The organism is Deinococcus psychrotolerans, assembly GCF_003860465.1.
GTDB lineage: Bacteria > Deinococcota > Deinococci > Deinococcales > Deinococcaceae > Deinococcus > Deinococcus psychrotolerans.
This window is the reverse complement of record NZ_CP034183.1, coordinates 1343113-1362004: the sequence shown is the minus strand read 5'-3', so window position 1 is coordinate 1362004 and position 18892 is coordinate 1343113. Positions and strand designations below refer to the sequence as shown.

Annotated in this window: 14 protein-coding genes; 6 read left to right on the top strand and 8 right to left on the bottom strand. The window is 60.4% G+C overall.

All coding sequences use genetic code 11. From position 1 onward, the window contains the following. Window positions 1-206: 206 nt before the first annotated feature. Complete coding sequence (glgX, locus tag EHF33_RS06655; RefSeq protein ID WP_124869122.1) at window positions 207-2354, bottom strand: glycogen debranching protein GlgX; 2148 nt, start codon at window positions 2352-2354, stop codon at window positions 207-209. Between the two features lie 297 nt (window positions 2355-2651). After that, the gene (locus EHF33_RS21305) at window positions 2652-3413 is read right to left on the bottom strand and encodes a hypothetical protein (protein ID WP_185974637.1); all 762 of its coding nucleotides are present in this window, start codon (window positions 3411-3413) and stop codon (window positions 2652-2654) included. Window positions 3414-3467: 54 nt separating this feature from the next. Between EHF33_RS21305 and EHF33_RS06645 the strand changes: the two genes are divergently transcribed. Next, window positions 3468-4067: an MSMEG_1061 family FMN-dependent PPOX-type flavoprotein gene (locus EHF33_RS06645; RefSeq protein WP_124869119.1), complete on the top strand. Its 600-nt coding sequence runs from the start codon at window positions 3468-3470 to the stop codon at window positions 4065-4067. Between the two features lie 43 nt (window positions 4068-4110). Here EHF33_RS06645 and EHF33_RS06640 read toward each other — a convergent pair whose 3' ends face one another. Next, window positions 4111-4500 (bottom strand): MarR family winged helix-turn-helix transcriptional regulator, encoded by a 390-nt coding sequence (locus EHF33_RS06640; protein ID WP_241191300.1) that lies wholly within the window; start codon window positions 4498-4500, stop codon window positions 4111-4113. Window positions 4501-4654: 154 nt separating this feature from the next. On the opposite strand from EHF33_RS06640, the gene EHF33_RS06635 reads away from it, so the two are divergent. Further along, window positions 4655-5032: a cupin domain-containing protein gene (locus EHF33_RS06635; RefSeq protein ID WP_124869113.1), complete on the top strand. Its 378-nt coding sequence runs from the start codon at window positions 4655-4657 to the stop codon at window positions 5030-5032. Between the two features lie 73 nt (window positions 5033-5105). Then, window positions 5106-6200 (top strand): CU044_2847 family protein, encoded by a 1095-nt coding sequence (locus tag EHF33_RS06630; RefSeq protein WP_124869110.1) that lies wholly within the window; start codon window positions 5106-5108, stop codon window positions 6198-6200. 3 nt (window positions 6201-6203) lie between these two features. Here the strand turns inward: EHF33_RS06630 and EHF33_RS06625 are convergent, their stop codons facing one another. The 4 genes from EHF33_RS06625 to metH all read right to left on the bottom strand — a co-directional run bounded on the left by EHF33_RS06625 (window position 6204) and on the right by metH (window position 12200). Next, on the bottom strand, window positions 6204-7184 hold the full coding sequence (locus tag EHF33_RS06625) for an ABC transporter substrate-binding protein (protein ID WP_124869107.1): 981 nt from the start codon (window positions 7182-7184) through the stop codon (window positions 6204-6206). 80 nt (window positions 7185-7264) lie between these two features. Further along, complete coding sequence (locus EHF33_RS06620) at window positions 7265-7744, bottom strand: DinB family protein (RefSeq protein ID WP_124869104.1); 480 nt, start codon at window positions 7742-7744, stop codon at window positions 7265-7267. Then, window positions 7741-8523, bottom strand: coding sequence for a methylenetetrahydrofolate reductase (locus EHF33_RS06615; protein ID WP_241191299.1), 783 nt, complete (start codon window positions 8521-8523; stop codon window positions 7741-7743). The genes EHF33_RS06620 and EHF33_RS06615 overlap by 4 nt, the downstream gene beginning before the upstream one ends. After that, complete coding sequence (gene metH, locus EHF33_RS06610; protein ID WP_124869101.1) at window positions 8520-12200, bottom strand: methionine synthase; 3681 nt, start codon at window positions 12198-12200, stop codon at window positions 8520-8522. The genes EHF33_RS06615 and metH overlap by 4 nt, the downstream gene beginning before the upstream one ends. A gap of 431 nt (window positions 12201-12631) precedes the next feature. Here metH and EHF33_RS06605 point away from each other — a divergent pair, with 431 nt between their 5' ends. Beyond that, a complete protein-coding gene (locus EHF33_RS06605) occupies window positions 12632-13111 on the top strand; it encodes a hypothetical protein (protein ID WP_124869098.1) in 480 nt (159 codons plus the stop codon). A gap of 154 nt (window positions 13112-13265) precedes the next feature. Here EHF33_RS06605 and EHF33_RS06600 read toward each other — a convergent pair whose 3' ends face one another. Next, the gene (locus EHF33_RS06600; RefSeq protein ID WP_124869095.1) at window positions 13266-14261 is read right to left on the bottom strand and encodes a ferritin-like domain-containing protein; all 996 of its coding nucleotides are present in this window, start codon (window positions 14259-14261) and stop codon (window positions 13266-13268) included. Between the two features lie 368 nt (window positions 14262-14629). On the opposite strand from EHF33_RS06600, the gene EHF33_RS06595 reads away from it, so the two are divergent. Both EHF33_RS06595 and EHF33_RS06590 read left to right on the top strand, forming a co-directional pair. Next, window positions 14630-15721 (top strand): GTP pyrophosphokinase, encoded by a 1092-nt coding sequence (locus tag EHF33_RS06595; RefSeq protein ID WP_241191298.1) that lies wholly within the window; start codon window positions 14630-14632, stop codon window positions 15719-15721. Window positions 15722-15825: 104 nt separating this feature from the next. Continuing rightward, window positions 15826-18867: an alpha-amylase family glycosyl hydrolase gene (locus EHF33_RS06590; protein ID WP_124869092.1), complete on the top strand. Its 3042-nt coding sequence runs from the start codon at window positions 15826-15828 to the stop codon at window positions 18865-18867. Window positions 18868-18892: the final 25 nt, after the last annotated feature.

The window sequence follows — 18892 nt, the reverse complement described above, 5'->3', positions numbered from 1 at the left end:
CGCGGGCCAAGCGGGTCACCGGGTTTTACCGGGATTCACCCGGCGTTTGTGTCTACGCTACGCCAATGACATGGCGAGGCCGGTGAGAAAGCCCTCAATGGCTGGGCAGAGGTGTAAATGCCCTGCGGCGAAAAAGCCGCCCAGATCAGGAAAACGGGGGCGGCTCTTTGCTCATCTTTTATTCATTCAATCTGAGCGGCGCTCAATTACAGATTGGGAAGCGGTTCACTGCGGGTGCAGCGGTACAGCTTGACACTGCGGGCGTGCAGGGTGGTTTCATTTCCGGCTTTGACCCGCTCTTCGGCGGCGTCATCGTAGGTGTCGAGCAGCAATTCCCACTCGTCGCAGCCGCCCAACTCCGGCAAGGTAAACGGCAAATCGATGTAAGTGCTGCTGAGCAGGAGCAGCAAGTGATCGTCTTGAACGGGGTTGCCCATTTGATCCACGTCGTTGAGGCCGTTGCCGTCGAGGAACACGCCCATACTCTGGGTTTCGGCACTTTGCCAGTCGCTGTCGGTCATCTCCTCGCCGTCAAAGCGCAGCCACACGATGTCGCGGATGTCCTCGCCGCGAATATTGCGCCCCGCAAAGAACTTGCGGCGGTGCAGGGCGGGGTGCTCACGGCGCAGGGTCAACAGCTTCTTGGTGAAGGCCAAGAGGGGCTCGTCCACGTTGTCCCAGTCGTACCAACTGATTTCGTTGTCTTGGCAGTAAGCGTTGTTGTTGCCGCCCTGGGTGCGGCCCATTTCGTCGCCGCCCAAAATCATCGGCGTGCCCTGAGACAAGATCAGGGTCGCCAGCATGTTGCGCTGCTGGCGTGAGCGCAGGGCTTCAACCTCGGGGTCTTCGGTGGGGCCTTCCGCGCCGCAATTCCAGGATTTATTGTCGTTGTGGCCGTCGTTGTTGCCTTCTTGGTTGGCGTCGTTGTGCTTTTCGTTGTAGCTGACCGTGTCGCGCAGGGTAAAGCCGTCGTGAGCGGTCATGAAATTGATCGAGGCGTACGGCTTGCGCCCGTCGTTTTGGTAGAGGTCGCTGCTGCCCGTCAGGCGGTAGCCGATTTCCGAGGCCAGCCCACCGTTGCCCTGCCAGAAGGCCCGCATGTCGTCGCGGTAAATGCCGTTCCACTCGGCCCAGTTGACGGGGAAGTTGCCCACCTGATAGCCGCCCTCGCCCACGTCCCACGGCTCGGCAATCAGCTTGACCCCGCTGATGATCGGGTCTTGGTGGATGATGGTAAAAAAGCTGGAGAGCTGATCGACTTCGTGCAGGCCGCGTGCCAGCGTAGACGCCAGATCAAAGCGGAAGCCGTCGATGTGCATCTCGGTAATCCAGTAGCGCAGCGAATCCATAATCAGTTGCAGCGTCTGGGGGTGGCGCACGTTCAGGCTGTTGCCGGTGCCGGTGTAATCGAAATAGTGGCGCTCGTTGCCAGTGACCAAGCGGTAATAGGTGGGGTTATCGATGCCTTTAAAGCTCATGGTGGGGCCGAGATGGTTGCCTTCGGCGGTGTGGTTATAGACCACGTCCAAGATGACTTCGATGCCTTCTTTGTGCAGCGCCTTGACCATGCCCTTGAATTCGGCAATCACGCCCTGCGGGTCGCCTGCGCGGGCTGCTGCCGAGTAACGCACTTCCGGCGCGAAAAAACTCAGCGTGGAGTAGCCCCAGTAGTTGTCGAGTCCCTTGTCCAAGAGAAACGGATCGTCTACGTGCAAATGCACCGGCATCAGTTCGATGGCCGTGATGCCGAGTTCTTTGAGGTACTTCAGCGTCGGCGGGTTGGCAATTCCGGCGTAAGTGCCGCGCAACTCTTCGGGCACCTCGGGGTGGGTCATGGTCAGGCCACGCACGTGGGCTTCGTAAATCACCGACTGGTGAAACGGCACTTTGGGCGGCTGGTCGCCTTGCCAGTCAAAGCCGGGATCGACCACCAGGCCCAGCGGTGCGCCGCGCTGGTCTTCGGTTTGCGGCTGATTGTCTTCATCGCCCGGCACATAAGCAAACACGCCCTGCTTAAACTGCTCGGTGCCTTCCACCGCTTTGGCGTAGGGGTCAAGCAGCACCACATTCGGATTAAAGCGCAGCCCGCGCTCAGGAGCGTACTCGCCCGACACGCGGTAGCCGTAGCGCTGACCCGGATGAACGCCCGGCACGTAGCCGTGCCACACGAAAGCGGTCTGCTCGGTGAGCGGCAGGCGGGTCTCTGCGCCGCCCTCGTCAAAGAGGCACAGCTCAACGGCTGAGGCGTGTTCGCTGTAGAGCGCAAAATTGGTGCCGTGACCGTCCCACGTCGCGCCGAGTGGATCGGGATTGCCGGGTCTGATCTGGATGGGGGGCTGCTCGAACTGGGTCATGGGTGGCTCCTTCGTTTTCTTTAGAAAGCCGCCCGGAACAACAGGCGGCCTCAATTGGCAAGTTGGAATAAGCAGCGTGTGGCGCTCGGCCTCGGCTGCGTGCTGAGCCTAGCAGGTGAGTTTTGTTTTCTTAAGGGCAAACGTTACACACAGGCTTCATCTCAGAGATTTGTCTAGGCGTACTGTTTGTCTCGACACCCGAAAAGCCGCGCCCAACGCGAGCGCGGCACAAAATGGCGGGGCTTGGCTCTTTGTTGAGAATCAAGTTGCCCATCACTTTGCAGCCCTATTGAGCTTTCAAAACCCCATGCGTGAGCGCGGCTTTTGCAACTGCGCCAGCTTTTCGGGCGTCCACAGTTCGTAGCTGTACATCGGGTACTGCCGCTTGAAGCGCCCGATCTTGTCCCAGATTTCCGCCGATTCGCGGGGAGCCACCAACACCAGTTTGAGAATCATGTCCATGTTGTCGTAAACATAAAAATCAAAGTAAAAGGTCTGCTCGTTGCCCTTATCGGTAAACAGCGGAAAAGGAAAGGGCCGGTAGCGCCAGGGCTTTTGCCGGTCTAACAAAATGCGGGCCGCCACCCGTTTGAGGTTGCTGTCGGGGAAGGAGTGCGGCGCTTTTTCGAGGTCGTAAAACACCGTGTCCGGCGCGGGAGCGTCCAAGGTGACGCCGATGGCCGCGCCTTTGGGGCCGACAGGTTTCTGGTTGGAGAATTGCCGCTGGCCGAAGCCGGGTTTTTGTCTGGTGTGGCCTCTATACCCTGCGGCGGAGCCAGAGCCGGTGCGGGTCTGAGTGCGCTGCTCAAGGCGGTCTCTGGGCTGCTCGGTGTCGGTGTGGCCGCTGCCGCCCAAGCCGCTGCTGGTGGGCCTGGCGGTCTGGCGGGCGTCGCTGGCTTTGCTTCCGGCCCGCCCTTCGGCGCTACGGAGGTCTTTGCTGGGGCCGCCCGGACGCGAGGGGCCGGTCTTGGCGAGTTCACGGGCCGATTTGGCTCCGCCCCGGCGCGAGGCCGGTTTCTTGGTGCTCGTTTTCTTGGATGGACGTTTGGGGCCAGTCATCTGCGTAGTGTAAGGCTTGGCCATAGAATTCAGCTCAAAGCGCCATACTTGCCCATGCACCTCGACCCTGCCCACTTGCTCAGCCCTGAGCGGCTCAGCCCGCTTTACCGTGAGCCCAGCGCCGCCGTGAAAGCCAAAACCAGTGACCGCATCAGCGCCGACTTTGCCCGCATTATTGCGGCGTCTCCTCTGGTGGTGCTGGCGACTGGCGGCCCGAATGGACTCGACTGCTCGCCGCGCGGCGACGTGGGCCAAGTCGTGTACGTACAAGACGAAAAAACCCTGCTGCTGCCCGACCGCCCCGGCAACAACCGGATCGACAGCGTCCGCAACATCTTGGCGAGTCCGTCCGTCGCCCTGATTTTTTTGGTGCCGGGCGTCAGCGAGTCCTTCCGGGTCAACGGCACCGCCCAGATCACCACCGATCCGGCGCTGCTGGCCCGCTTCGCCTACAAGGGCCAGTTGCCGCGCAGTCTGTTCGTCATTCACGTCGAGGAGGCTTACCTCCACTGCGGGCGTGCTCTGCTGCGCTCCGAGGTCTGGAACGCGGCCAAGCACGTCAGCGGCGAAGTGCTGCCCAACTTCGTGCAAATGCTGCGCGACCAGACCAAGCTGAATTTGCCGGATGACGCGCTGGTGATCGAAGACCGCTAATCGGCAGATTTGGAGGAAGTTCGCTTTCCCCATGCTCCATTGCTTATTCCAACAGGCTACTCAGCGCCGCATTCAGCGTGTCCCACGTCGCCTCGCCCAGTTTGGCACGGTACTCGGCTGCAATTTCTCGCTTGATGGCCTGCGCATCTAGCAGGTATTGCCATCCGGCGGGAGTGAAGTCTAGATGCACCGCCCGCTTGTCGCGGGGATCGGCGCGGCGCATCAGGTAGCCGTGCTGCTCCAATTCAGCGACCAACTGCCCCGCCGCTTGCTTGGTCATTCCCGCCCGCTCAGCCAGTTTGACGATGCTGCTGCCGTGCGCTTCAAGGTGGGGCAATAGGTTCGTGTGGGCGAGGCTCAGCGCCGTGTGGCCGCGTGCGTGCAACTTGCTCAGGGCCGATACGTTAAAAGCGCGGGCGGCACGGTGGAGCAAGCGCCCGATGTGATCTTGCCGAGCTTGCTCAAGCGCGGCTTGATTGGCGGGTGTCGGGATTGTTGATGGAGACGAATCGCTGGAAATAGACAGCCTCCTTGTCTAAGTAGGAAGATTGGTTTACTATTACTGCGAAGCACTCAGGAGGCCAGCCATGATCGTACACCGCGCCCAACACAACCAGTTTATTCCCTCTCCCAACGGCAATACCGGCGCAGCGCTGGCCACGCCCAGTCTCGGCGCTCAGGAAGTCAGCGTGGTGCGCCAGCACCAGATTCCCGGCGGCTTTAATCCGGTTCATACCCAAGACCACGAAGAAGTGATGGTGCTGCTTTCAGGCTCGGTAACAATCAGCAGCGGTGAGGAGCGCGTGGCCTTGGCGGCGGGCGACAGCCTGATCGTGCCGCCGCAAACGCTGCACCGGGTTGACAACACCGGCCCTACCGAAGCTGAGTGGCTGATTGTCTCAGTGGCTGGCGTGCGGCTTTTTCGGGAAGACGGGGAAGAAGCGTGTCCAGCTTGGCTTAAGTAGCCCCGCTTGAGGTGACTTCACCCGCCGATATGCACAACCGGGCGGCGCTGCTTGTCGCCATTTTTCTGTTGTGATGAGTCAGCAACGCCATATGGCTTATTTCACGGCGGTCAATATAGACGGTGCACAGTCGTTCGATTATCCCCGCAAGAATGACATGTGGCACTTCGACTCGCGTATTCCCGCCGAATTTCAAATTGACAACCGGATGTACAGCAACGAACCCGGCGCACACGGCTTTTTTGACCGGGGCCATCTGGTGCGCCGCCGCGATCCGATCTGGGGTGTGGGTGACGTGCTCAAGCAGGCCAATAACGACACCTTCCACTGGACGAATTGCAGCCCGCAGTATTGGGAATTTAACCAGAGCGATACGTTATGGCAGGGCCTGGAGAATTTCATTTTCGCCAATACCGACCATGACAACCTCAAAGTCACGGTCTTGACTGGCCCCGTCTTTGCTGATGACGACCCGCTGCACCGCCAAATTCAAATTCCGCAGCAGTTCTGGAAAGTGGTGGCAGTCTGTGACGCCGCTGAAACTTTAACGACCAGCGCTTATACCGTCAGCCAAGCGCCGTCTGTCAAAGACATTCCTTTTGAAGCGCTGCCGGTGGGGCCGTACAGCACTTTTCAAGTCAGTATTTCGTACTTGGAAGGCTTAACTGGATTGGATTTGGGAGAAACGGTGCGGGCGGCAGATGTATTTGTTGGTGAACAACCTAAAAAACTCGACCGCATTGCAGATATTGCGCCTCTAAAACCGATTCAGCCTGCTATTCAAACTGCGCAACAAGCATTATCTCCGACTGCTGATCAACTCGGCGTAGAACTGGAGAACGGACAGATTCTATATTTTGAACTGACTCAAGCGGATGAACAGCAAGATTCGCAGATCCGTCAACTCGATCATGATGGCGGGCCGTTTTTGCAAGTAGGCGAAACGCGGCAAGCGGCCCTCAAGAAGGCCTTACCCACCCTCACAGACATTTCGCAAACCCTACAAGACATCAATCAACCCGATGAGTTGTGGTTGCAGCTCGGCCTCAAGGTCACGGCAGACGCCAATATCATTTTGGCACGGTTGGGCACCGAGGGAACCCTCAATGTCACTCTCAAGTGGCTCAACACCTTGCCGGATGGCAGCAAAAAACCGCCGAGGACTTGAGCGTTACTTCGCCAGCGCCTTGACCCAGCTTAAATCCACCAACTTATTCAGGTCCGGCACGCTGCGGGCAAATCCGGCCTCCTGGTTGAGCTGGGCGTACTCCGCGAGCGTTTTGAGGTTGATGTCAAAAGTCACCTGGGTTCGGGCCAGCCCCTTGAACAGATCAGCGCTGCTGGGGCGCTTGCCAGTGAAGCTGTAAATCTCGTCGCTGATGGCCTTCTGCGCCCCTGCGTTGCTGGATTTGATGAAATTGATGGCGTCCAGATGGCCCCTTAGCAGCGCCTTGACCGCCTCCGGATTCTTTTTGGCATAGTCCGTGTTGACGACCAGAACGGTGGTCGTGTAGTCGCCGCCGTTCCAGATGGCCTTTTCATTGGCGATGAGTTTCGCGCCCTGCGATTCCATCACCGCGCCCCAGGGTTCCTGCACCAGCGCGGCATCCACCTGATTGCTGGCGAAGGCGGCGGGCATGTTGGCCGGATCGATCGGAATCACCGTGACGGTGCCGCCCTCGTCGCTGGCTTTCAGGCCGTTCTCGTGCAGCAGGTGGCGCAAACTGATGTCCTGGGTGGAGCCGCGCGTGGGCACCGCCACTTTTTTGCCGCTGAGCGCCTTAACATTGCGAACGCCGCTGCCCTTTCTGGCGACCAGCACCGCGCCTGCGTTGGCGGCTCCGGCGTAAATCTGAATCGGCACCCCGCGCAAGAAAGCATTGATGGCTGGGCCGGGGCCGACGTAAGCCGCGTCAATCGCTCCCGCCGCGAACGCTTCGTTGATCTGTGAGCCGTTGGCAAAATCACTGACGACCAGTTTGGTGGGGCCGAGTTGCTTCTGGATAAAGCCTTTTTGAATGCCGACCAGTCCCGCTGCGTGCGTGATATTGGGAAAAACGCCGAGCCGCAACTGGGCGGGCGGAGTGGCCTGAGCCTGAACGGACGAGGAAATGAGCAGGCCCAGCGAAAGGAAAAGAGCGGTTCGGTTCATGCAGAAAGTCTAGCGTACAAAATGACTAACTTTGTCAACTAGTCTAGAATAGCGAGCTGTCTGGTGACTTGAAGTCGGGCTTACTTCTCTAGCAGCCGCCGCACCACCATCAACTGACCCAGGTGGTAGGCGTTGTGGTCGGCGATCAGCAGGGCCTCGCGCAGCCAGGTTTGCCCACCGCCGTCCGGGCCGTCGCCGTTGGGCACCACCGCAAACAGGTCAGCCTTGTCCAGCAGCGCCAGAAATTCGTCCAGATCGACTTGCAGACTTTCGGCGGTCTGCTGCCAGCTCTGAGCGGTGCCCGCCGCTTTGGGCCAGTAATCGGTGGGCCAGACGAGTTCGGTGTACGGCTCGTCTTTGACGAACTGCAAGATGTCGCGCTGGGTAAACCACAGGTGCCACAGCAGCCCCCACGCAGTGTACGGCAAACCCACCTCAGCATTGATCTGGTCGAGCGGAAAGTCTTCCAGCACGTCGCTGAGCTGCAAGTGGGCCTGGCGCTCAGTCAGCAGGGCGCGGACGTGGGTCTTGAGATCCCTGCTCACACCCTCTGGACTCATAAAATACCCCCCAAATACTCGCTGAGGCTTTCCTTGATCGGCATGAAATAGGTGTGGCCGCCGACTTCTGCCGCAAAGTTCAACACTTCCTGCGCCCAGGCGCGGTTGGCTTCCAGCGTGGGCGTGAAGCTGCTCGGAAATACCGCCTTGTTGCGATTTTGCCAGTAGCTGAAACTGCGCTCGGTGGTTACGGAAGTCGCGCCCCAGAAGACCTGACGGGTGGGCAACAGCTCGGCCCAGATGTCCATCAGGCGGCGGTCGAAGAACGGCTGGGTAAAAAATCCAATGGCTCCGGCTTCCAGCTTGGCTTCGGCGTAGTCGCGTTCGCGGGTAAAGCTCTGGCGGTAGGGATCGAGGCCCGCCCAGACCGACACCTCCGGCAGTTCGCGCCGAAACTTGCGGATGATGTCCAGCGAGGTCACGTCATAAGTGCGCTGGCTCATGTCGCTGGGCGCGTCGCCCTCGATGATCAGCACTTCCGAGAGGCCGTGCTCACGCAAAAAGTCGGCCATCTTCAGCGGTTCACGCGGATTGATGTCGATGGCGCGGATGTGCGGAATCGCTTCCGGCACATGCTCGCGGGCCATCTGGCAGCCTTCCCAGCTCCGCATCCGGTAGCGCAGAAAGTCGGGAATGTTGACCACCTGCACGTTGCCGAGGGTGCTGCTGAGTTCGGCCAGCTCAGTTCGCAGCGACGTGCGGCTGCGCGGCACCAGTTCCACGCTGACGCGGGTGAGTTTGGGCGCAGTCTGAACGGGTTCGGCCAGAACGGAAGTCACGCCGTCACCGTTTCAGGCTTTGTTTTCGGGATCACCGGCTGCGGATCATACGCCAGATTGGGCGCGAGCCACTTTTCAGCAACGTCGAGCGTCCAGCCTTTGCGGGCCGCGTAATCCACCACCTGATCGCGCCCGATGCGGCCCAGCGCCAGGTATTTGCTGTCTGGGTGTGCCAGATACAGCCCCGATACAGCGGCGGCGGGTAGCATGGCGCAGCTCTCGGTCAGCTCCATGCCGATGCTTTCGGCGTCCAACAGGGCAAACAGGGTGCGCTTCTCAGTGTGGTCCGGCTGGGCCGGATAGCCGGGCGCGGGCCGGATGCCCCGGTAACGCTCCTTGATCAGGTCGTCGCCGCTGAGCGTTTCACTGGCTGCGTAGCCCCAGTAGGTGCGCCGCACGTCCTGATGGAGCTTCTCGGCAAACGCCTCGGCCAGTCGGTCAGCCAGAGCTTTCACCATGATGGAGTTGTAATCGTCGTGCGCGGCGGCGTACTCGCTCGCCAGTTCATCGGCCCCGTGAATGCCCACTGCGAAGCCCCCGATCCAGTCGGGCGACTCGGAGACGAAGTCGGCCAGGGCAATGTTGGGCACCGTCTGGTCGCGCTGCTGGCGGAGGGTGTGAAAGGCGGTGTGCTGCTCGGGCAGGGTAATGTCGTCGCCCACCCTCACCGCAGGCCACAACCCAATCACACCCCGCGCCGTGAAGCGCTTCTCGGCAATGATCTTCGCCAGCAGCGCCTTGCCGTCCTCGTAGAGCTTGCGGGCCTCCACACCTACTGAAGGGTCGCGCAGAATCTTGGGATACACGCCAGGCATTTCCCAGGCGATGAAAAACGGCGTCCAGTCTATGAACGGCAGCAGCTCACTGAGGTCTTGCTCAATCACTGTGCGGCCCGGCTGGTTGGGTGCGGGGGCAGGCTTGTCTTCAATTTTGGGCGCTCTCTTGCGGGCCTCGTCAATGCTCAGCAGGCGAATGTTGCGCTCGCCGTGCCGCTCGCGCAGGATGTCGTACTCGGCTTTGACGCGCTCAGTGATTTCTTCGCGCCGCTGAATCAGATCACCCGCCACGCCCACCGCCCGGCTGGCGTCCAGCACATGCACGACTGGCCCGCCGTTGTAAGCCGGATCGATCTTGACGGCGGTGTGCGCCCGGCTGGTCGTCGCGCCGCCGATCATCAGCGGGGTGGTGAGGCCCCGGCGCGTCATTTCGCGGGCCACATTCGCCATCTCGTCCAGGCTCGGCGTGATCAGACCGCTCAGCCCTATAATGTCGGCGTTCAGCTCTTTGGCGGCGTCCAGCACTTTTTCGGCGCTGACCATCACGCCCAGATCGGTCACGTCAAAGCCGTTGCAGGCCAGCACCACGCCCACGATGTTCTTACCAATGTCATGCACGTCGCCCTTCACCGTAGCCAGCACGATTTTTCCCTTGCTGGTGCTGCCCCCAGCTTTCTCGGCCTCCAGGTACGGCATCAGGTAGGCCACCGCTTTTTTCATCACGCGGGCCGACTTGACCACCTGCGGCAAAAACATTTTCCCGGCCCCGAACAGGTCGCCAACCACGTTCATGCCGTCCATCAGCGGCCCCTCGATGACTTGCAGCGGCGACTTGAGCAGCTGGAAGGCTTCCTCGGCGTCGGCGTCCACAAAGTCGGTGATGCCGGAAATCAGCGCGTGCTTGAGCCGCTCCTGCACACTGCCGCCGCGCCACTCGCTGACGGCACTGACCTCACGCTTGATGCCCTTGTAGCGGTCAGCCAGCTCGATCAGGTTCTCGGTGGCGTCGGGGGTGCGGGCCAGAATCACGTCCTCCACCGCCTTCTTCAGCTCCGGCTCGATGTCGTCGTAGACCGCCAGCATTCCCGCGTTCACGATACCCATGTCCAGCCCGGCGCGAATGGCGTGGTACAGAAACACCGCGTGCATGGCCTCGCGCACATGGTTGTTGCCCCGGAAGCTGAATGACACGTTGCTGATGCCGCCCGACACCTTCGCGCCCGGCAAATTGCGCTTGATCCAGCGGGTCGCTTCGATGAAGTCCAGCGCGTAGCGGTCGTGCTCGCTCATGCCGGTGGCCACCGTCAGCACGTTGGGGTCGAAGATGATGTCCTGCGGCGGGAAATCGGCCTGCTCGGTGAGCAGCGTGTAGGCCCGCGTGCAGATTTCCTTGCGGCGTTCCAAGTTGTCGGCCTGCCCGGTTTCGTCGAAGGCCATGACCACAGCGGCGGCTCCGTAGCGGCGCAGCAGCCTGGCCCGCTTCAGGAATTCCTCCTCACCGTCTTTGAGCGAGATGGAATTGACCACCGCCTTGCCCTGCACCCGCTTGAGTCCGGCTTCCAGAATGCTCCAGCGGGAGCTGTCAAGCATGAACGGCACGCGGGAAATGTCGGGTTCTCCGGCCAGCAAATTCAGGAAATGAATCATGGCCGCCTCGCCGTCGAGCATGCCCTCGTCAAAGTTTACGTCAATGATCTGTGCGCCGTTTTGAACCTGCTGGCGGGCAATTTTGAGACCTGCGTCGTAGTCGCCTTCCAGAATATGCTTGGCAAACTTGGGGCTGCCGGTCACGTTGGTGCGCTCGCCCACGTTGACGAAGTTGGTTTCTGGCGTCACCGCGAACTGCTCCAGACCGCTGAGCCGCAGAAATGGCGCGAGTTTCTTCGGGCCGCGTGGCGCGTAGGGAGCCACCGCCGCCGCGATCTGCCGGATGTGTTCGGGTGTGGTGCCGCAGCAGCCGCCCACGATGTTGAGCAGGCCCTCTTCCGCGAAGGTTCGCAGCACCTCGGCGGTGTGCTCGGGCAATTCCTCGTATTCGCCGAAGGCGTTGGGTAGACCCGCATTGGGGTGAACGCTGACCAGCGACTCGGTGTTCTCGGCAATCGAGCGCAGGTAAGGCCGCAAATGGTCGGCCCCCAGGGCGCAGTTGAGGCCCAGGCTGAACGGCTTGGCGTGGGCCACGCTGACCGCGAAGGCTTCCGGCGTCTGCCCGCTGAGGGTGCGCCCCGAAGCGTCGGTAATGGTGCCGGAGACCATCACTGGGACGCGCCGCCCGACTTCGCTGAACACCGTTTCCACCGCGAACAGGGCGGCTTTGGCGTTCAGGGTGTCGAAAATGGTTTCGATCAGCAGCAGATCGGCCCCACCTTTTAGCAAACCGCGAATCTGCTGGGTGTAAGCGTCGTGCAGGCCGTCGTAGGTCACGGCCCGGAATTCGGGGCGCTCCACGTCGGGTGAGAGGGTGGCGGTGCGGTTGGTCGGCCCGATGGAACCGGCCACAAACCGCTGCCGCCCGTCCCGGGCTTCAAACTCGTCGGCCACTTCACGGGCCAGCCGGGCGGCCTCCACATTCAGTTCGTCCACCAGATGCTCCAGCCCGTAATCGGCCTGAGCAATCACCGTGCTGGAGAAGGTGTTGGTCTTGGTGATGTCTGCACCCGCCTCAAAGTACAGCGCGTGAATCTTTTTCAGCAGATCGGGGCGGGTCAGTTGCAGCAGGTCGTGATTGCCCTTGTACTGCCGGGCCTCTTCGAACTCGGGGCGGCGGTAATCGGCCTCGGTGAGTTCCTCGCGCTGAAACATGGTGCCCCACGCGCCGTCCAAAATCAGGATGCGCTCTCGGGCCAGTTGCTCTAACGTGGGTCGGGCTAAATCACGGGGCTGGTCATGAAGCTGGGTCATCTTGGGTTGTCCTTCTAAAACTCAAAAAACCGCCCTCACTCTGCCTTTGGTGCGCGGCAGTGGAGCGGGGCGGCGGGTCTCTTGCGCCGAAAAAGCTCCATCGTTCCTGCGCCGGGGAAGTCAATCCGGAAGCCATCGTTGGCGTGCAGGCTGGCCTGAGCACCGTGCCCGAAATGGGGGGCCGGTTGCCGCGCCGTCAGTGAGCCAGTTCTCTCGGGCGCTTCTGGATGGGAAAAAAAAGTTCAGCACTTGCGGGTGCCGCTCAGCAGTTTAGCGTGAATGGCTGGCGGCAGGGCGGGGGAGGGCAGACAATTTGAGCAAGCGGCGCAGCAATCACAGAAACCACTTTCGCCACAGCAGAGGCCCTCCGACACGGTGAAGCCAAGCGGTGACGTTCGTTTCATCTCAGCCTTATGTGTTACTTTGACAGCATGAAACATATCGCGCTCACAATTTTTCTGGTCTCTGCTTTCATGCTGGGAAGCGGTTCGAGCAAAATCAACGACAAGGTGCCTGCGGGCGCTTCCTTCGATGCCCGCATCAACAACTTGGACGGTTTGCTTTTTGCCAAGCCCACTTCGGCTGATGCTTGCGCTTCTTGGAAACTTTCGGGTATGGCTGCCGAGCGTAAATGGAAGCTGGTCAAAGTCACTGCGAAAGTCAGTGATATGCCCTCCGATTACGCACTTCAGCGTATTATGGGCGGTATCGACGGCTTACTTACGCCCAAAGGCTCTTACGGGGGCAACGACGAAGCGATCAATGCTATTCAGAAGTTTACCGAAACCAGTGACCTCGTGTACGCTGGGCTGTTTTCATTTTCTTGGTCGCCTAAATTGGTTTACTTTATAGGAACCAAGCCCTTGGAAAAAGAAACGAGTATTGTCTGTTACGCGGCATTTCAACGGTAGTTTTTGCATTGTGACAAGTACGGGTATGCGGGAAAGACACGAGCAGTTTTGAGTCATCTCCTTGCATGTTGAGAATAAATAATATAATTCGCTTAAATAGATAACCACAAAAAAGCGGCCCTCCTTGTAGGGGGCCGCTTTGAGTTGGGAAGGTTTAGAGGGCCAGAATTTTGGCGTAGGAGTTGCCGTTGGGGAAGTTGCTCAGCCCGTTGGGGAAGAACAAGCCCTTGGCAGCGTCTTTGGCACCAAACACAATGTTGCCAACTTGACGGGGGGTACGGCTGAACGCGATGGAGTCACTGTCAGTCGGAACGATATTGGCGCTGCCGTTGGCGTTGACAATGCCCTGGTCTTTGCCTCCGCCAAGCGAGCCGCGCAGCGCACTGATGAGCCCGATCAGTGTCTTCACGTCTACGCCGAAGCCCGTCTGAGCGTCTTTGTTGGCGTAAAGCAGCGTGCGGATTTCAGCCGCGTGATAAGCCTCAACAGCCAGAATGCCAGCGGCTTTTTCCAAGTAACCGTCTGGTTTATCGTTGACGATGAAGCGGGCTGCGCCCTTGTAGGCCGTAACGCCCACATCTTCAAAGATGAACGAGCCGTGCAGGAAGTACAAATCGGCGCTGGGCTCAGTGGTGTAGGGGCTGAAGGCGCTGGCGGCGGGCGCACTGGCAGCTAGCGCGGCAGCGACGCCGAAGGCTGGTCCAATATCAAGGACAGGCCGGGGAGCAGCGCTTGCGCCGAGTGCATTGCGCAAGAACTTGACGTGAGCCAGCTCGTCGTTGGCGATTTCGGTGGCGTAAGCCTTGACTGCAGGGCTAGAGAAGGTCATGCCCACGCCGTCACGGGCTTTGGTGTAGGCCGGTTGCGCGGCGCTGCCACCTGCTGGGATGCTGCCGTCAGGCAGTTTGATGGCGTTGGTGTTGCCGGGCTCTAAGGCTTCGAGCTCGTTCAAGCGGCCTACAGCAGCCAAGTAGAAAGCGCCTTCCAAGTACTCCAAGTTCAGGGCAAAGTTCAAGATCTCGACGTCAAGGTCGGTCTTGGTCACGGCGGCCATAGCGGGCGCACATGAGGCCAAAACGGCTCCGGCTCCCATCAGACCAGCGGCGGAGAGGAATTGACGGCGGTTGGGCAATTTACGATCTTCACTCATAGGAACTCCTCATAACAAACACAAAGGACGGGGGGCATTTGCCGACTCGCCAAGAAACCCGAAGGGATGTCCGACACTGTGTTGTATGCCGAGCTTAGCCGATTGGATGTGGAAGTATGAACGTACCCACCTTTGCCTAAAGTTCATGTAAATGTTTGGTTTCTTATTTAGGTGCGTATAGATTTTAATTTAGTCTCGTCTAAAAAAGGGAAGGCAAATGAAGAGACAGAGCACGCTTACCGTTGCTGCTACGAGTCTCTTCGGCTATGAAGGGGCCCCCATTGTGTGGTCAGGGGTTACGTCTGGGCGGGTAGCGGACATGTAGGGCGTGTCCATCCGGCCCGCGTACCTTGCACTAGCATACCCACGTGACCCTTTCGCCTCCCTCAGCTGAGTTGGTGGCCGCTTACCGCGCCAAGCACGGCGATTACCTCGCGCTGCGCGAAGACGCTATGCGCCTGATCGAGGGCCTGATCGAGGGCGCGGGCATCAAGATTCACCACCTCACCTCGCGCATCAAGACGCCCGGCAGCCTCGCGGAAAAAATGCGGCGCAAACCCGGCAGATACGCCCAGCTCTCCGACATCACCGACCTGGTGGGCGTGCGGATCATCACTTACTTTGAGCAGGATGTGGCGGCAGTGTCACGCGCCTTGGAAGCGGTCTTTGACATCGACTGGGACAACAGCGTGGACAAAAGCAAATTCCACGATCCTGACCGCTTCGGCTATATGGGCGTGCATTACGTGATGCGTTTTGAAAGCCGCAAGTACGTGGGCGGATACTCGCCGCGCTTCGAGGTGCAGATTCGCAGCATCTTGCAGCACGCTTGGGCCGAAATCGAGCATGATCTGGGCTACAAGAGCCGCGCCGCCGTGCCCAGAGAAGTGCAGCGGCGCTTTTACCGTTTGGCGGGCCTGCTCGAAGTCGCTGACGAAGAATTCATGACGATTCACCGCCTCTCGCAGGACTACGTGGCGACCTTGCCCGAGCGCATCGAGCAGGCCCCCGACGGCGTATTTATTGACGCGCAGAGTATGGCTTACCTGATGCACGACTCCTTTATTCATGGCCTCGATCTGGAGGTGGCCCGCGCCCTCAATGTGCCGCTGCTGGAAGACTGGATCGACCCCGAGCGTCCGCAGCGCTTATCCAGCATTCTCGATTATGTGGGGGTGCGCTCGGTAGGACAGCTTCACAAGGAGCTGCACCGCTTGAAAGGCGAAGTGGTGCAGTTTGCCGCCGCGCTCAATCCCGAATTGCAAGGCGTTTGGACTCCGGTGGGCGGCGCTCGCCCCGGCACCAGCATCATGCACTACGCGCTGTGGCGGGCCTGCGGTCACGCGGGCTTGGAGGCCGATGTGGTGGCCAAACTGCTCGATTTGCGCGGCTCGTCCGGCAGCTTGGAAACGCGGATTCGGGCGGTGTACGCCAAAGTACACGGTGAGCGGGCGGTGTGAGCCAAACAGGGGTGAGCCAAAAGTAGCCGCGAACCCCAAACAGGTCAAAACAAGTCAAAACGAGCTTGACAAGTTCGCTGATCCTGGCTTCAAATGAGTGGCGTATGACAATCTCAATGCTCGGTAAGCGTCTGGGGGCGTTGGCTCTCCTGTCACTCACGCTGGCGGCTTGCAACCCCGCGCCCCCGCCGCCCAGCGGCGCTCAGCAGTGGCAAGACGAAGTGATCTACTTTGCGCTGACCGACCGTTTCAGCAATGGAGATACCAGCAACGACAACGGCTCCAACCGGAATGCGGGCGACGTGGCCGACAAAACCAATCCGCTGGGTTGGCACGGCGGCGATTTTAAGGGCTTGACCGACAAGATCAACTCGGGCTACTTCAAGGCGCTGGGCGTCACGACCTTGTGGGTCAGTCCGGTGGTGCTGCAAGTTCCAGCCATCCCGGTCAACGACGGCCCCAACAAAGGCAAATTGTTTGCGGGCTATCACGGTTACTGGGCCGAGGATTTCAAAGCTGTAGACCCGCACTTCGGTTCGCTGGCCGAGTTCAAGACCCTGATTTCGGCGGCGCACGCCAGTGGCCTGAAAGTCATTCAAGACATCGTGGTCAACCATGCCGGATACGGGGCCACGCTGACCACCCAGCATCCCGAATGGTTTCACACGGACGCCGAGTGCAAAGTGGCGGTCAACACGCGCACCGATTGCCCGCTGGCCGGTTTGCCGGATTTCAAGCAGGATATTCCCGCCGTCACGACCTTCCTCAACGATTTCGTCAAGTACTGGCGCAGCAACACCGCTATTGACGGCTTCCGGATCGACACCATGCAGCACGTGCCCGACAGCTATTGGCAGCAGTTTTTTGCGGCAGGCGGCGCGGGAGATGCCAGCAAGATCTGGTCGGTGGGTGAAGTCTTCAACGGCGAGCCGAGTTTCCTGGCCAACTACATGAAGCTCGGCTCGCCCAGCGTCTTTGATTTCCCGCTTTACTACGCTGTCACCGATCAGCTCAGCAGTGCGGGCGGCAACCTCGCGGCCATCGGGGACGTGTTTGCCAAAGACGGCGCTTATCCTGACGCCTCGCGCCTGACCACTTTCGTAGACAACCACGACGTGACCCGCTTTATCACCCAAGTCACCAACAAGGGCGGCTCGGCGGACGAAGCCCAGCAGCGCCTCAATCTGGCACTCAGCTTGATCTACACGGTGCGCGGCACCCCCAGCATCTATCAGGGCACCGAAAACGCCGCGCCCGGTAAAGGCGATCCCTACAATTACCCGCTCGGCGAGGGCAACCGCGAAGACATGGTGTTTTCGGGGACTCCGGTACTGCAAAGCCGATTGGCGGCGCTGGCCAAAGCCCGCAAAGACTATCCGGCGCTGCGGCGCGGGGCTCAGCAGGAGTTGTACCGCTCCGGCAGCGTCTACGCTTTTCGGCGGGTCGTCAGCGGCAGCGATCCGGTGGTGGTGGTGCTGAACAACAGCAACGCAGCGGTTGATTTGAGTACCCTCGGCGGCGGCATTGCCCTGCTCGGCACCTTTTCCGGCTCCCTTAATGAAATCACCGGACAGACCAGCACGCTGAGCGTCTTGAATGGGCGGCTGATCGGCAGTGTTCCGGCCCGCAGCGCCCTGATGCTCAGCGGCAAAGCGGGCGGGAATACCGGCAGCGTGGTCATCAATCCGGCCTTGCCCGAAGTGTCTAGCCTCAGCGCCAAAGCCGGAGACGGCGCGGTGGGCCTGACCTGGACACCCAGCACCGACAGCGCGGTCAGCGGCTACCGCGTCTACGCCACGCCCGCAGGCGGCAAGGAAAGCCAGCTCAACTTCGCGCCGATTGCCGCTTATCAGGGCAGCTACGTGGCCAGCGGGGTGGGCAACGGCACCGCTTATAGTTTCCGCGTCGTCACGGTGGACAGCCAGGGCAAGGAAAGCACCGGGGTCAGCGCCTCGGCCACGCCCAGCACCTCGGCCACCACCGATGTCACCTTCACGGTGGACGCCCGCACGCAGGGCAACGGCCCCATCGAGCTGCGCCGCTTCGACACCGGCAGCCAGGTCGCCTACCCGATGACCCAAACTGGGCGCGGCGTCTGGAAGACCACCATCGCCTTGCCGCTTTACCGCGACATCACCTTCAAGTTTGGCAACAACGCCGCCTACGCCAAAAACAGCGGCTATGAAGGCCCGAATCAAGACAACCGCAAGCTGAATACTGGCCTCAGCACCAGTTACAGCGGCACCTTTGACTTCATCAGCGTGCCGGTGCCGACGTCCAGCTTGGAAGGGAAGGTTACGGGCGGCGGCAAACCGCTCTCCGGCGCACTGCTGACGGCCAGCGGCAACGGCGCGGACGCCAATCTCAACTACGGCTTCAGCTTCCCTGACGGCAGCTTCACGGTGCTGACCGCAGCGGGAGCGCAAAAACTGAGCGCCAGCAGCGCCGACTTGCCGCCAGTCACCAAAGACGCGGTGGCTCCGGCCAAAGACCTGACGGTTGAACTGAGCGCTCCACCGGTCATCACCCCGCCCAGCGGCCTCAAGTACAAGATTGACGGCGACCTGAGCGACTGGTCGGCGGCTCCTCTCAAGCTGAGTAGCCCCAGCGCGGGCGTGTTCGGCGACAACAACAACTGGCTGACCCTGCTGGCCGACTCGGACGCCACCTACTTGTATTTGGCCTACACCTACAAAGTGGACGGCAACAAAGCCATTTTGTATCTGGACACCAAACCTGGCGGCGCGACCAAAGCCGATGGTTTTGACGCTTGGAAGCAGGCCGCCAGTTTCAGCGCCGCTCAACCCGATTTCTTCCTCGCCCGTTATAACAATGAAGCGCCCGAACTGCGCCAAGTGATCAGCGACAGCGCCACCAGCGTGCTCAACGCCAACAACTATGCGGTGGCGACCAGCGGCACTCTGCCTGACCAAACCGTGGAAGTGGCGATTCCTTGGTCGGCGCTGGGCCTCAGCGGCAAGCCGGCGGGCGGCGTCAACTTGTACGGCGGCATTTTCGGCGGCGACGGCTACGGCGCGGGCGACATCGTACCGGACGCGGGCAGCACGCCAGCGGGGGCCAACACCATCGGCAGCTCAGGTGATAACCGCAAAGTGACATTCAGCGTGCCGCTCAACTTGCCCTAAACCAAAATCCAAAAAGCCAGCCGCC

Excerpts from the sequence above, each read along its gene's own strand:
- glgX (WP_124869122.1), bottom strand. The coding sequence starts at position 2,354 with ATGACCCAGTTCGAGCAGCCCCCCATCCAGATCAGACCCGGCAATCCC.
- EHF33_RS21305 (WP_185974637.1), bottom strand. The coding sequence starts at position 3,413 with ATGACTGGCCCCAAACGTCCATCCAAGAAAACGAGCACCAAGAAACCG.
- EHF33_RS06645 (WP_124869119.1), top strand. The coding sequence starts at position 3,468 with ATGCACCTCGACCCTGCCCACTTGCTCAGCCCTGAGCGGCTCAGCCCG.
- EHF33_RS06635 (WP_124869113.1), top strand. The coding sequence starts at position 4,655 with ATGATCGTACACCGCGCCCAACACAACCAGTTTATTCCCTCTCCCAAC.
- EHF33_RS06630 (WP_124869110.1), top strand. The coding sequence starts at position 5,106 with ATGAGTCAGCAACGCCATATGGCTTATTTCACGGCGGTCAATATAGAC.
- EHF33_RS06625 (WP_124869107.1), bottom strand. The coding sequence starts at position 7,184 with ATGAACCGAACCGCTCTTTTCCTTTCGCTGGGCCTGCTCATTTCCTCG.
- EHF33_RS06620 (WP_124869104.1), bottom strand. The coding sequence starts at position 7,744 with ATGAGTCCAGAGGGTGTGAGCAGGGATCTCAAGACCCACGTCCGCGCC.
- metH (WP_124869101.1), bottom strand. The coding sequence starts at position 12,200 with ATGACCCAGCTTCATGACCAGCCCCGTGATTTAGCCCGACCCACGTTA.
- EHF33_RS06605 (WP_124869098.1), top strand. The coding sequence starts at position 12,632 with ATGAAACATATCGCGCTCACAATTTTTCTGGTCTCTGCTTTCATGCTG.
- EHF33_RS06600 (WP_124869095.1), bottom strand. The coding sequence starts at position 14,261 with ATGAGTGAAGATCGTAAATTGCCCAACCGCCGTCAATTCCTCTCCGCC.
- EHF33_RS06590 (WP_124869092.1), top strand. The coding sequence starts at position 15,826 with ATGACAATCTCAATGCTCGGTAAGCGTCTGGGGGCGTTGGCTCTCCTG.